At 49.8% G+C, this 14,061-nt stretch carries 7 protein-coding genes; 2 read left to right on the top strand and 5 right to left on the bottom strand.

Annotated features, from left to right (window positions below):
* Positions 1–274: 274 nt before the first annotated feature.
* Positions 275–2,305, bottom strand: coding sequence for a type I pullulanase (gene pulA, locus C557_RS0101005; RefSeq protein ID WP_018749946.1), 2,031 nt, complete (start codon positions 2,303–2,305; stop codon positions 275–277).
* Positions 2,306–2,564: 259 nt separating this feature from the next.
* Here pulA and C557_RS0101010 point away from each other — a divergent pair, with 259 nt between their 5' ends.
* Positions 2,565–3,461 carry a LysR family transcriptional regulator gene (locus tag C557_RS0101010; RefSeq protein ID WP_018749947.1) on the top strand — a complete coding sequence of 299 codons (897 nt, stop codon included), beginning with the start codon at positions 2,565–2,567 and terminating at the stop codon, positions 3,459–3,461.
* A gap of 44 nt (positions 3,462–3,505) precedes the next feature.
* Here C557_RS0101010 and C557_RS0101015 read toward each other — a convergent pair whose 3' ends face one another.
* The 3 genes from C557_RS0101015 to C557_RS0101025 form a co-directional block, all read right to left on the bottom strand.
* Positions 3,506–5,512, bottom strand: coding sequence for an FAD-dependent oxidoreductase (locus C557_RS0101015; protein ID WP_154656101.1), 2,007 nt, complete (start codon positions 5,510–5,512; stop codon positions 3,506–3,508).
* A gap of 267 nt (positions 5,513–5,779) precedes the next feature.
* On the bottom strand, positions 5,780–8,647 hold the full coding sequence (locus C557_RS22785) for a DUF6359 domain-containing protein (protein WP_018749949.1): 2,868 nt from the start codon (positions 8,645–8,647) through the stop codon (positions 5,780–5,782).
* A 179-nt stretch (positions 8,648–8,826) separates the two neighbouring features.
* A complete protein-coding gene (locus tag C557_RS0101025; protein ID WP_018749950.1) occupies positions 8,827–9,036 on the bottom strand; it encodes a hypothetical protein in 210 nt (69 codons plus the stop codon).
* Between the two features lie 318 nt (positions 9,037–9,354).
* On the opposite strand from C557_RS0101025, the gene C557_RS0101030 reads away from it, so the two are divergent.
* Positions 9,355–10,992 (top strand): nitrite/sulfite reductase, encoded by a 1,638-nt coding sequence (locus C557_RS0101030; RefSeq protein WP_018749951.1) that lies wholly within the window; start codon positions 9,355–9,357, stop codon positions 10,990–10,992.
* 140 nt (positions 10,993–11,132) lie between these two features.
* Here C557_RS0101030 and uvrA read toward each other — a convergent pair whose 3' ends face one another.
* The gene (uvrA, locus tag C557_RS0101035; RefSeq protein WP_018749952.1) at positions 11,133–14,012 is read right to left on the bottom strand and encodes an excinuclease ABC subunit UvrA; all 2,880 of its coding nucleotides are present in this window, start codon (positions 14,010–14,012) and stop codon (positions 11,133–11,135) included.
* Positions 14,013–14,061: the final 49 nt, after the last annotated feature.

The raw sequence follows: 14,061 nt of genomic DNA on the forward strand, positions 1-14,061 counted from the left end.
TTCACTGGCCTTTGGGCTTTATGCCCAATTTCCAAGCACAAAATGTATAATAGCACAAACACAAGTATTTTGATAGGATTAATTTTGGAGCAAAATAGAACAAGGACCTTCAGCTTATTGCTGGGTCCTTGTTTATGGTAACGATTATATGGAGCAACGGGAATTAACCGGAACTGGTCGTGGGGTCGCATTGAACCATATCACCAACTCAACAGGATCGAGAGTAGAGCTTTCCTCCTCGTCTAATCTTTAGCGCATCTCAGTTCAACTCGTCTCAGCGCGCCACGGCCAGCACCACGATCCCGATGCCGCGCACCTCCAGGCGCGGCATCGGGGCTTCGGCTGCCCCGCCGGTGGCAGCCGCACCCCGCAGGGGGAGCTGCAGCAGCTCCCCCGCTGCCGGGGCGCTCGCGCCTGCGTTCAGCAGCGCGAGCACATGCTCACCGCCGAACCGGACCTCCCAGGGTCCGAGGGCGGGCAGCTCCAGCGACAACGCGCCGGGGCGGGCGTTGTAGAGCACGTACAGGTGGCGGTCGGGGTCGCCGCCTGCATGATCGCGCAGCGTGAACGCAACTGCGCGTGCCGGGGCCGCCTCGAAGCGGAGCCGAGCGCGGATCTCCTCCGCCGTGCGCAAGCGAAACGCGGGATGCGAACGGCGCAAAGCGATCAAGCTGCGCATATAGGACACATCGTCCTGACGCTCCGCACAACGTCGCCAATCCAGCCAGTTAATCTCGACGCTGGACTGGTAGCTGTTCTCTACCCCGCCCTTGGTCCGCATAAATTCCTGTCCGGCGTGGAGGAACGGGATGCCCTGGCTCGTCAAGACGATGGCCGACGCCAGCCGGTGCATGTCCCGGCGCTCTTCCTCCGTAGCATCCGGCACGGACAAGGCCAGCTTATCCCATAGAGTGTGGTTATCATGACACTCCGCAAAATTCACGGATTGCGCAGGGGACTGCGCGAACTGCTGAATGGCTTCTTCATAGAAGATGCCTCCAACTACGGCACACTTGATGCCTTCCTCGCAGCCCTCTGCGCCGCTGACAAAGCCTTTAACCGGTGCATGGAACACCGGGCCTTTGATTGCATCGCGCAGCCCGTCATTAAACATGCCGATTCCGGGCAGCTTGGCAGCATTGCTTTGATTAGCCTGAAGTTCCTGGGGCAACACCGTCTCCATCTGCCAGCCCTCCCCAATCATCAGCAGCGAAGGGGCCAACTCATCCAGACGACGGCGAATCTCGCGCATCGTGGTAATATCCATCAACCCCATCAGATCAAAGCGAAAGCCATCGATATGATATTCCCGAGCCCAATAGAGCACCGAGTCCACGATATATTTACTCATCATGGGCCGCTGTGTCGCACACTCATTGCCGCAGGCAGAACCGTTGGACAAAGTGCCATCCGCCCGATAACGCAAATAGTAACCCGGCACCAGCCTGCTGAAATGGATAAGGTAACCATCATATACATGATTATAAACAACATCCATCACAACCCGCAGACCGCTGGCATGAAGCTCCTGTATACAGCGTTTGAGCTCCGCAATCCTTACTGTCGGAACATAGGGATCGGTCGCATAAGACCCCTCCGGGACATTATAATGATGCGGATCATACCCCCAATTGTAGCGGGAATCATCCGGCGCTTCTTCATCTATACTTTCCTTGGCGTAGTCAAAAACAGGCAATAACTGAACATGCGTTACCCCAAGGCTCACGATGTGATCCAGCCCCGTGGCTATTCCTTGTGGGGAACGGGTTCCTTTCTCGCAAAGACCCAGAAATTTTCCCTTATGTCTAATCCCGCTCTCCGGATGCACGGATGCGTCGCGCACATGCAGCTCATAAAAGACCGCATCGACAGGGGACAGTAAGGTTGGACGAGAATTCAGGTCCTGCTCCCATCCCGGCGGATCCGTCTCCTTAAGATCAAGGATGGCAGCTTTTTCTCCATTCACTGCAACCGCCCTGGCATAAGGGTCTACCGCCTCATTCCATTGCGATCCTATTCGCACCCGGTAAGTGTACAGCCAGCTTCGATAATCACCGGCAATTGCCAACGTCCATGTCCCCCGAATATCCCGCTGCATCACCATCTCGCTGGCTGACTCATCTTCCCCGGAAATATAGAGAACCACCCTCGCCTCAGAGGCAGTAGGCGCCCATAAGCGAAAGCGTGTCTGCTCCGGCGTATATACAGCCCCCAGGTCATTGCCGTCATAGAAATAATGCTGGTCAAATGCCAAAGCATCGAATACGGAAATTCCGTCTGTGACTGCCGGATCACCGTAATCCATCGACCCGGCATAGTCCTTTTGTACAGCCAGCCCTGTTCCTCCTCTCTGCTTATTGCTTTATCATATGGCAGGATTCCCTCAAGCGGTCAAACAATATTTCGATGCTGCAGGAGCACCCTTAAATATCATATTATGTTTTTCATTGATCGCTTATAATGACCTTACTCGCTCCCATTTCCTCCTTTAGCATTTCCCAAGATTTTTTGTTAAGGATTTCAGAAACAATACGGAGTGTCTACATGAAAGAGGTCGTTACATCTTGAATATTCGCAAATTACAATATATCTGTACCATTGCAGAAGAACAAAATATTACGAAGGCAGCGCAAATGCTATTTGTCGCCCAGCCTTATTTAAGCGCTTTGATTACTAATGTTGAAAAAAGCCTTGGCGTTAAGCTGTTTGATCGCTCTGTATCTCCTCTCCAGCTAACCTATGCAGGCCATTTATATATCGAAGCTGCCTATAAAATGATCGACCTGCATAATCAATTAGAGCATAAACTACAAGATATAAAGCAGTTAAAGGCAGGAAAGGTTAGCGTCGGCTGTCCGTTTAGCCTTGGCTCCTATATCCTGCCTTTGATCCTGCCTAAATTTCACCTCAAGTATCCTGCAATTAAGCTGGAGCTACATGAATTACTGATTGCTGAAATGGAACACAGGTTAGCTAGAGGGCAACTGGACGTTGCTTTTACATCCTCCATGACACAGGACAAAAACCTGAGTCATGTACCAATTCTGAATCAGGTGTACAAGCTAGCTACCCATGCCCATCATCCCTTTGTTCAGAAATTCCCGGATCGGCTGCTCTCCGTGTCTGATTTGGCAAATGAGCAATTTGTATCTAACATTCCGGGAACACTATTCAGAGAACAACTTGAGCAATTTTTCCAAGAAGCAAAGCTCGATTATAATGTGCTGCTAAATTGTAAAAATAGTGAAACCGCTAAAGCGTTAGTCGCTCAAGGATTTGGTGTCATGTTCCTGCACGAATCAATGATTGACAAGGAGAACAACCCGCATCATCTTGTCTACTTTTCACTAAAGGAGCAGGCGCCTAAATTTACCATCTCCATTGTCACCAATCCACAGACCTACACCAGTCTAGCTGCCTCTAAATTCTTAGAGATGGTCTACAGTGAGTTCCAGGTTTGAACTTGATGGAGGGGCAACTCAGCCTGAGTTGCCCCTCCTATTCCCTATTGCTTCAGTTCCTTCGCGATATTCATGGCTGCCAAACGTCCAGAGTTAAGAGCAAGTGAAAATGCTGCTCCTTCAATATCATAATAAGGATTAGAATACATGCTTCCTGCATCCACACCAGCAACATACAAGCCTTCAATTGGTGTACGATCTTTATTCAAGGCACGTAAATTGTCATCTACACGTACACCGCCAATAGTACACCAAGCACTTGGCTGATACTCGAACACATAATAAGGACCTTTATGAATTGGTTGTAAAAAGGCTTTATCCTTGCCAAACTGGGTATCTACACCTTTTTTAGCCATCTCATTATAGGCTTGCACCGTTTCTTCCAGGTTTGTGAGCTTGAAGGCTTCGGCAGCTTCTTGAAGTGTATCTGCCTTCACACCCCAGCCTTGTTCAATGGCTTGTTCTACACCTGCATCCAAATTTTCCAGCTTACGTCCATCCAGTGTCTTTTTCCCATAGACCCACTCTGCTGGACTGCCAATATGCTGGTACACGCCTTTGGTTTTTAATCCGTCCATATAGGCCTGGTCTACAACTGCATAATACAAGCCTTCTCGCAGTGTAACTATCCCACCTGTAGATAACGGCTCCTTAGCAATCAGTCCTTCATTATTAAAGCGGTTGCCTTCACGATTCACAAGCAAGGTGCCATATACCCCAAGATTCAGGGCTTCATTTGCATTTCTTTTCCAAGTGCCATTTTTTTCATTGGATGCCGAAAACTCATTTGCCACAATACCAAAATTGCTATCCAGCATTCCGCCCGCTTCTACGATCATATCCATTCCTTCACCCACACTCAGCGTAGAGCCTAGCGGATTTACCTTCACACCACCGAAATACTCCTTCATCAACTCATCATTACCTAAGAATCCGCCTGTTGCCATAATGACCGACTTCGCATGGACGATTACCTTCGTGCCATCTGCTTTCTCGGCTTCCACACCAACTGCTTTCCCATTATCAATTAATACCTTCTTGCCAGTAGTTTCAAACAGGAATTGTCCGCCATGGCTTTCTACATCCTTTTGCAATATGCCCATACGATCCAGACCTTTTTTCTCAAACTTCATCCGCGGGCGATAGCCAACACCGAAGTTATCTTCCCGTAGTGAAATCTCCATGCCCAGGTCCTGGAACATATCAATCGTCTCACCTGAAATCTCCAATGCCTGACGTACCAAGGACGCATTCACTGTCGAGGAAGAATAATCCATCATACGATTGAATACATCATCCACGGTAAAGGTCTCCCCGGCTTCCTTCTGAATTCGCGAACCAACAGCGATAGGACCACCCGCCATTGCGCCATTGCTGACTGCAACGCTTGCCCCTTTTTCAAGGACAATAACCTTAAGCCCACTACGCGCTGCTTCCATTGCACCGGTCATTCCACCAGCTCCTGCTCCTACAATAACAACATCTGTAGTAAGTTCCTGTACCTCTGTAGACTTCTTCGCTTTACTCATAGATTTTAGAGCCGTGACATCCCCGCCTGCTTGCTGGACAGCATCGGCAACGGCATCCAGGATCGCATTACTTGTCAGACTTGCCCCAGCCACAGCATCAATTGCCAGGCTCTGCTGATCTACAATTTGCTCCGGAATGCGCGCTAATGCCGCATCGCTGACTCCCTTGGTTTCGCCATTTTCTCCCTGGATTACAACAGATTCAATTTTATTTTTGGTAAAAGTAACTTCTACCTTCACTTCACCATTTTTACCCTTCCCTGTGCCTACGTATGTACCCTCTTTGTAATTTTGCAGGGTAGCTTCATTACCAGCAGGCTCCGCAGATGAATTATTCTGCTCCATTTTTGTCTTATTTTCTCCATTTGCCCCATTACTCGCCCCATTGTCACACGCCGTCAATAGCATTGCAGATGCAAGCAAAAGACTTAATGAGATATTCAGAGCTTTTCTCCATGACTTTAAGTTCCTCATGACTCTACTTCCTCCCAATTCAAGCTGTAGGTTTAGATTCGCTAACATAATTAACTATGAGAAGAACAAACAAATGAGAAATATTTCACATAGTTTTGAATCTGTTATTCATTGTGCATGAAAAGGGGTATTGACGCTAATACGTGATTTCGATATTTACTATAATGATTTGGTTATAATGCAGCCTTACAGAAAAAGCGCAATCGCAGGGTTTCACTTGACCCTCACAATTGCGCTTCTCCGTATGCAAATGCAGCACGATTTGCGTCTGTCTATGTTATGAAATGTTCCCGTTCAGGCAGTATGCGATACGTTTTACGCCGCCGCCCTCATCCCCGGTATGATATCGGAGGCGACCACGTCCAGGTTGTAACGCTCTGCTCCTGTCATTATTGCTACATCAGCTACCGGAGCGATCAGGTCAGCTTCGGAAGAGCTTGGCACCACGTGGGCCAGCGTTAGCGGCTTTAATTGATAAGTCCCGCGGAACACGGAAGCAACACCAGTAAGGTCCACTTGCGAGCCCTCGGGATGCAGTGTATTAAACTCGTCCAAGGTTACGCCTGTTCGTCCGTCAAACCGAACACGAATCGTTTGTCCCCCCTCGGACAACGCATTAAATTCAAATGATCCTGCCGGAGCTGCTGTAACCACATCCTGTATTACCACATTCGTTAAGGTGATGAGCTGCCCTTGGTTTAATTCGTTTACCGTGTCCTGAATTTGCGGCAAAGGAAGTGGCGCAGTCCCAAGCTTTTCGACATGCACCGGATTCTCCAGCTCCACCTCGCCGTTGTACACGGTACGGACCGCACTGATGCGAATCAGATCGCCCGCCTGATAACCCGTGTCGGATTGGAATACATAAATTCCTGCTGTTTCATCCTGCAAGTAAAAACCTTGGCCGCCGAATAGACCGGGCTGAGAAGTAATTACTCCTTCAACAGTGACCACGGTCCCCTCAGCAGCTTCACGGGCAACGAAAATGGTAGATACCTCAGGCACAGGAGGATGATCCCCTGGCAGCGGCTCAGCCGCCACATTCCCCAGAGTCACCTGATTCGTAATGACATTGGCGCTGCCTTGCTTCAAACGCAGGTTGGCTTTAGCAGCCGTTACACCCGGTTTAAGCTGCACCGTCAAATCCCTGGAGGCATAACCTTGAGCATTTCCCGTCAATGAAAACTCGGGGCTATAGTTATAGCCGGACCATGTACCCGCATCATGCTTAAATCTGGCAATCTGCTCCCCGCCAGGCAAATAAATACCCGCACGCAGACCGGAGACAGTCTGTCCCGGCGTTAGTCCATTCGCCGTCAAGCGAATTTGGAATTCCTGCCGGGTCGGAAGAGTAGCTTGATGAACAAAGGCCAAAACGGGCTCCGTCTCTGGAGCTTTTGTAGAGCCGTAAGACCCTGGCTTGAAGGTGGCCGGGTCATACCATTTGTATCCGGGAGCCGGCTGCGCCCATGGTTCTGGCTCAGGCTCTGTTGTCAATGCCGGTGCCTCGTCAGCATCCAGGACGGTTGGCGTGTCCAGCTCCAACCCCGGCACCTCACTGAACGAAGTATAGTTCTCATCATGGGCCAGCCACTTGACGGTTTGTACCAGGAACAAGGCATCATCTACTTCTTTAAAGCCGTCATAGGTTTTCTTTGCTTGTCCATTTTCTTCACGGACGTATTTGGGAGTTGCGTCCTCCACCGGCGAAGAATCACCGATAAAGGCCGCCTTGCCCAGACCTAACTTTCCAATGGCCGCATACGGACCCTCAGCCCGGCCCCCGTTATTATAAACACCTTCATCTACCGCATTGCCCCATGCCGGTACACCGACAGGAACATACACCAGACCTTTAGCCTTCTCCGGGTCCAGAATAGCCAGCGTAGAACCAGCGTGCATCGCCACCGCGTCCACGCCGGCCGTGATTCCAAAACTTTGAGATGGACTGGCAATATCATTAGCGTTGACATCTCCAATCGCATTGAAGCGGAATCTCACGCCGAAATGGTCTGCCAGCCAGTCTGAGCTGGCAACCCCTTGCATCGCCGGAGAGCCGGCTTCCGCCGAGGACATCCCCTTGGCCGGATTTTCATAAGCTCCACGCCGATAGCCATTGAAGACCTCTGAGGCATCCCAGCGGTTCTTATTGCGGTCAGCATTGTAATGATCGGAAATAAAGAAGACGGCCCCGCCATCCTCTACATATTGTACCAGTGCCTCTTGCTCCGACGTTTTAAACGGAATATTGGCCTCTGGAATGATAAATACATCATAAGGCTGCAAGCCCGCATAAGTTATAGGCGCCTCGCCAAATGTATACGGTACTGGACGTTCCAGAGAATCTACGGTAAAGCCAGCCTCCCGCAGCCCTTGGGCAAAATCAGAAAAAGCACCATCTATGATCCAGTCGGCTGCACCCGCAGTTTGGGCATGCGCATTGTCGAATAGCACACTTTTTCCCGTACCATCCGGTAAAGATGGGGTTTCACCAGGTTCTTCTTCATCCGGGTCTTCTCCCGGTTCTTCCCCTTCACCAGGGTTGCCGGGCTCCGTAGTAGACAAAGTTATTTGCGTAACGCTCTTCAGCCCCGGGAAATTGTTGTAGGCAGCCAGTGTGCCCGAGACATAAATCTGCTGTCCGATCAAATCAGGATTGCTTTGCAGACCGAACTGCGCACGTAATCCAGAGGGGACTTGTACATTGACAAGCTTGGCCTTATCCCGTTCTCCTGCCGCATCGGCAATCAGGAGATTGAAGTCATTACCAAAGGGGGCTGTGAAGTTAGCAGATAAGGAGCCTGTAGCATGTCCTACAACAGTGCCGGCAACCCAGACTGCTTCACCGTTATTGCCTTTGGCAATAGCATCCGCAACACGAATCCGGGCTACGTCTGCATAAATGCCGATCTGTTCGCTGTCGGTCTGCTCCGCAGCTTCCAGGCCTGCACCTGGGGTTGACCCAGGATTTACAGGTAAAGCTTCTTCCGGCTGCTGAAGATCAGGCAGCAGTTCCTCCGTTACTTGCTGTGTCAAAGCTGAGGATTCTTGCGTCTGGACTACCGCTTGCACGTCCTGTGCAGCTTCAGCCGCTACGGACGCCCCCCATCCCGGCATCCCGGTTATTGCCAAAATCCCTGCCAGCATGAGGCCAAGCCATTTCTTGCGCCAAGCGTTCATCATCAACCATTCCTCCCTATCCTGTATGATTGGACTACTCCTTCATCATAGAAGCGATTGAATTGCTGATGATTACCTGAATGTTAAAATATTGTAATTTATCACATAAAAAACACATCTTGCCATTTGTAACGATGCAAGATGTGTTCGATCAGTTGCTATATCATGAGTTACTCGTCTTGTTATCCAAACCAGGATTTAATCATAACGGCGTCAGAAGCCAGAAAGACCAGCAGGCTGATGATCCCAAAGCCAATGGCAAACAGGTTCTTCTTCGGGCGTTCCATGAGCAAGCGAACTACACCGATAAAAATAATGATTGTAAATAAAATCATAAAAATATCGAACCCGTTGAACGTTGCTGCCGATGCTCCGGTCGTTGCAAGCAACATCCCGAACCCCCCTCTAAATCCAGAAAATGATAATCTCCCTCTATGTTATCTTGCCTTTTCGTTGAACGCAAGTAAAAAGACAAGAAAACGTCAAATTTATTGCCAAAATCATCCTCAAATAACGGTTTCATTGCTAAAAAAGTTCTTGACACAATAAGATATCATTTATTCTTTATCGTTTTATAAGGAAGTTTTATACAAATATACTCGCTTTCTTTATTTACCCTGTCATATATCTATGATACCATTACGATAATATATCATAGTTATTCAATCGGAATTGTACGTGCTACGGTAGTATGAAGGAGGGGTATGCATATGGCCTATGAGCCGATTTGGACCGCCACACCCGAGAAGCTCAACAAATTTGAATTTGTAAAATTGGAAAAGGACGGACTGGATGTCATACGCACCATTATTGAAGATTATGCCACGTCAGGGTATGACTCTATCACTCCGGAGGATATGGACCGCTTCAAATGGGCCGGGGTCTACCAGCAAAAGCCTAAGGACGGCCATTTTATGATGAGGGTCCGCATTAATGGCGGAATCATGGACACTTCCCAAGCCTATGCTCTTGCCGAGATTGCCCGCCTGTACGGGCGAGAGCTTGTCGATGTCACGACTCGCCAGGCCATCCAGTTCCATTGGCTGCGTGTAGAGCATTTGCCCGATATTTTTCAACGGCTTGAGCAGGTCGGCCTCTATTCCTACGAAGCCTGCGGAGATTGTCCACGTACGATCGTCGGTAATCCATTAGCCGGAATCGACAAGGATGAGCTGCTGGATACCACGGAAATCGTTGAAGAGGTTAACCGCTTCTTCTTATTAAATCGCGATTTCTCCAATCTGCCTCGTAAATACAAAATGTCGATCTCATCTAATATTTATAACAATGCTCAGGCTGAAATCAACGATCTATCATTTACACCTGCTGTCAAAGTGATCGATGGCGAGGAAATTATCGGCTTTCATGTTATGGTTGGCGGCGGCCTGTCTGCTAAGCCACACTTGGCCAAACCGCTGGATATCTTCGTCAGACCCGAAGAAGTACTCAAGGTAGCTATCGGAGTAACGACGATCTTCCGCGATTATGGATATCGGGAGAAACGCCATCATGCTCGTTTGAAGTTCCTGGTCGCAGACTGGGGACCAGACAAGTTCAAGGAGAAGCTGTTGGAGTTGGTGGGTGATCTTCCTGCGCGAGGAGAAGACAAAACGGCTGGCTGGCATGCGGCTTATTTTGATGGAGTGCATCCACAAAAGCAGCAGGGCCTCAACTATATCGGTCTTAGCGTGTCGGTAGGCCGTTTGAACGCAGATGAGCTCATTCAACTTGCTGAGGTCGCCGAGCACTATGGCGATGGCAAAATCCGGACCACGATGTCGCAAAATATTTTGCTCAGTGGCATTCCTGACGAGAAGCTTGATGAAGCTCTGGCAGCTCCGGTGCTGGAGCGATTAACTCCATTTCCGCAGCATTTTATGAGCCGAACCGTCTCCTGCACAGGGAATGAGTTTTGCAATTTGGCTATCGTGGAGACGAAACGTCGGGCCGTGGAGGTTGCGGAGCATCTTGATCAGCATGTAACCCTGGCGGATAAGGTACGTATCCATTTCGTGGGCTGCCCCAATTCGTGCGGACATAAGCACATCGCCGATATCGGTCTGCAGGGCTCGCTGATCAAGACACCTGAAGGGATGGTTGATGCCTTCGACATCGCGGTAGGGGGAACCCTTGGCGGTGGAGATCATGGCCTGCAAGCGCGGTTCAATCAAGTCTTGAAAGGCCGGGTGAAGGGCGATCAGGTTGCCTCGGTGCTGGCGCAATTACTCCAATTCTACAAGGAGCAGCGAACGGACACGGAGTCCTTTCATGAATTTGTGCAACGCGTAGGAGTCCCGGCATTCCAGGAGCAGCTTAACCGCATTCTGGAGAGCAGTATCGCTTCCTAAGGCATTAACGCCGCAGCAACTATTTAAGTTGAACTTATGATTAACGCAAAGAAGCAGACGAGAAAATGTTCTTTCACGCAAAATAGACCTTGCCCGATCTTTCAGAGATTAAGGGCAAGGTCTATGATTTTTTTGTAGCTCTATCCTACTTCACGATCCTGGATATCAGCTTCATCCAGTTCAGCCGTGCGGCGGGCATCGCGTTCAAGAACTGGCGCCAGGTAACGTCCGGTGTAGGAAGCCTCCACCTGTACAATGCTCTCCGGTGCTCCCGTCGCAATGACCGTACCGCCCCCGCTTCCGCCCTCCGGTCCCAAATCAATCAGATAATCCGCTGTTTTGATGACATCCAGATTATGCTCAATGACAAGTACCGTTTCTCCCGAGTCTACAAGGCGGTGCAATACCTTCAGCAAACGGTCGATATCATCGACATGCAGTCCTGTTGTCGGTTCATCCAGAATGTAGATGGTCTTGCCTGTACTCCGGCGATGCAGCTCGGATGCCAGCTTCACCCGCTGAGCCTCGCCACCGGACAAGGTTGTTGCCGGCTGGCCAAGCTTGGCATAACCCAGACCAACATCAAGCAGAGTTTGCAGCTTGCGATGAATCTTCGGAATGTTCTGGAAGAACTCTGTAGCATCCTCAATCGTCATCTCCAGCACATCCGCAATACTTTTGTTCTTATATTTAACTTCCAGCGTTTCCCGGTTATAACGCTTGCCCTTGCATACCTCGCAAGGCACGTATATGTCCGGCAGGAAATGCATTTCAATCTTGATGATGCCGTCTCCCCGGCAAGCCTCACAACGTCCACCCTTGATATTAAAACTGAAGCGACCCTTCTTGTAGCCGCGCACCTTGGCCTCGTTGGTCTGCGAGAACAAGTCACGGATATCATCGAAAACGCCAGTGTATGTCGCCGGATTGGACCGCGGTGTGCGGCCGATCGGAGACTGGTCGATATCTACAACTTTATCGACATGCTCAAGTCCCTTGATTTCCTTGTATTGTCCAGGGCGAACTCTGGCGCGATTCAAATCGCGAGCCAACGTTTTATACAAAATCTCATTGACCAGTGTGGACTTGCCTGAGCCCGAAACTCCAGTCACCGCTGTAAACACACCTATAGGGAATTTGACGTTCAGGTTCTTCAGGTTGTTCTCACTGGCTCCCTTCACTTCCAGCCAACGGCCATTAGGCTTGCGCCGCGCAAGCGGCACCGGAATGAACTTCTTGCCACTCAGATACTGACCCGTTAAGGAAGCTGAATCATCCATAATTTGCTGCGGAGTCCCTTGAGCTATCACTTCTCCGCCATGAATACCAGCTCCCGGACCAATGTCGATGATGTAATCGGCCGCCATCATAGTATCCTCATCATGTTCAACCACGATAAGGGTGTTGCCCAAGTCTCTCATATGCGTCAGCGTACTGATTAGCCGGTCATTATCCCGTTGATGCAGGCCAATGCTGGGTTCATCAAGGATGTATAGCACGCCCATCAGACTGGAGCCAATCTGAGTGGCCAGACGAATGCGCTGGGCCTCTCCCCCGGACAAGGTGCCCGCAGCCCGGCTAAGCGTCAGGTATTCCAGACCTACGTTCACCAGGAAGCCTAGCCGACTGTTGATTTCCTTGAGAATCAGGTTGGCAATAGCCTGTTCCTTCTCAGAAAGCTCCAGCGTGCCAAAGAAATTCATGGCTTCGCCAATCGACAATGAGGTAGCATAGGCCATATTTTGACCATTCACCGTTACCGCGAGGACTTCTTTCTTCAAGCGATGGCCTTTACAGCTTCCACAAGGCTTGCTGCCCATGAATTGTTCGATAAATTCACGAATTCCCTCAGAAGCCGTCTCCCGATAACGCCGTTCCAGATTGTGAACGATCCCCTCAAAGGTGACGTAAGCATCCTTGGTCATTCCGAAGTCATTATGATAGCGGAAGCGAATCTTGGTCTCTCCGGTTCCGTAGAGCAACTTGTCCATCTGCTCTTTGCTTAGCTCGGAGATGGGAACATCTTGCGGAATATTGTAGTGCTCGCAGACCGATTTCAGAAATTGCGGATAATAGTTGGAAGTGCTGCCCGCCCAAGCTTCAAAAGCACCATCGTCAATCGTTTTAGATTTATCCGGCACCAACAGTTCGGGATCAATAATCATCTTGACCCCAAGTCCGTCACATTCGGGGCAAGCCCCAAAGGGGCTGTTGAAGGAGAACATGCGTGGGGACAGTTCATCAATGCTAAAGCCGCAAATGGGGCAAGCATAGTTAGAGCTGAATCGCAGTTCCTCCTGGCCAATGATATCCACCAAAATTTGGCCTCCCGACATTTTAAGCGCCGTTTCAATCGAGTCCGCCAGACGGGTACGTGCATCTTCCTTCACCACGATACGGTCAACGATCACCTCGATGGAGTGCTTCTTGTTCTTCTCCAGTTCAATATTCTCTGACAAGTCGCGTTGTTCTCCATCTACGCGTACCCGAACGAAGCCTTGTTTGGCGATTTCGCTAAGCAAAGTCTTGTGTTCGCCCTTCTTGCCTGAAATGACTGGAGACAAAATTTGCAGCCGGGTACGCTCCGGATATTGCATGATGCGATCCACCATCTGCTCAATGGTCTGGGATGTAATCTCAACCCCATGCTCTGGGCAATGCGGGTGTCCCACTCTGGCAAACAACAACCGCAGATAATCATAGATTTCCGTTACAGTCCCTACCGTGGAACGGGGGTTCCGGCTCGTTGTCTTCTGATCAATCGAAATCGCAGGGGACAGCCCTTCAATGGAATCAACATCAGGCTTCTCCATCTGGCCCAAGAACTGCCGCGCATATGCGGATAAAGATTCCACATAGCGGCGCTGCCCCTCGGCATAGATGGTATCGAAGGCCAGCGAAGACTTCCCCGAGCCGCTTAATCCTGTAAGTACAACAAATTTGTCCCGCGGGATGGTAAGATTGATATTTTTGAGATTATGCGCCCGAGCGCCCTTAATAACGATATTTTCACTAGCCAACGACTCCATCTCCCTTGAAGAAATTTACTATATTCCGTCCCTTGCTTCA

The sequence above is a fragment of the Paenibacillus sanguinis 2301083 = DSM 16941 genome, assembly GCF_000374825.1.
In the GTDB taxonomy this organism is placed as follows: Bacteria; Bacillota; Bacilli; order Paenibacillales; family Paenibacillaceae; genus Fontibacillus; species Fontibacillus sanguinis.

What these genes read in the sequence shown, in the direction of transcription:
- pulA (WP_018749946.1), bottom strand. Translation starts at nt 2,305, where the DNA reads ATGGATTACGGTGATCCGGCAGTCACAGACGGAATTTCCGTATTCGAT.
- C557_RS0101015 (WP_154656101.1), bottom strand. Translation starts at nt 5,512, where the DNA reads ATGTTAGCGAATCTAAACCTACAGCTTGAATTGGGAGGAAGTAGAGTC.
- C557_RS22785 (WP_018749949.1), bottom strand. Translation starts at nt 8,647, where the DNA reads ATGATGAACGCTTGGCGCAAGAAATGGCTTGGCCTCATGCTGGCAGGG.
- C557_RS0101025 (WP_018749950.1), bottom strand. Translation starts at nt 9,036, where the DNA reads ATGTTGCTTGCAACGACCGGAGCATCGGCAGCAACGTTCAACGGGTTC.
- C557_RS0101030 (WP_018749951.1), top strand. Translation starts at nt 9,355, where the DNA reads ATGGCCTATGAGCCGATTTGGACCGCCACACCCGAGAAGCTCAACAAA.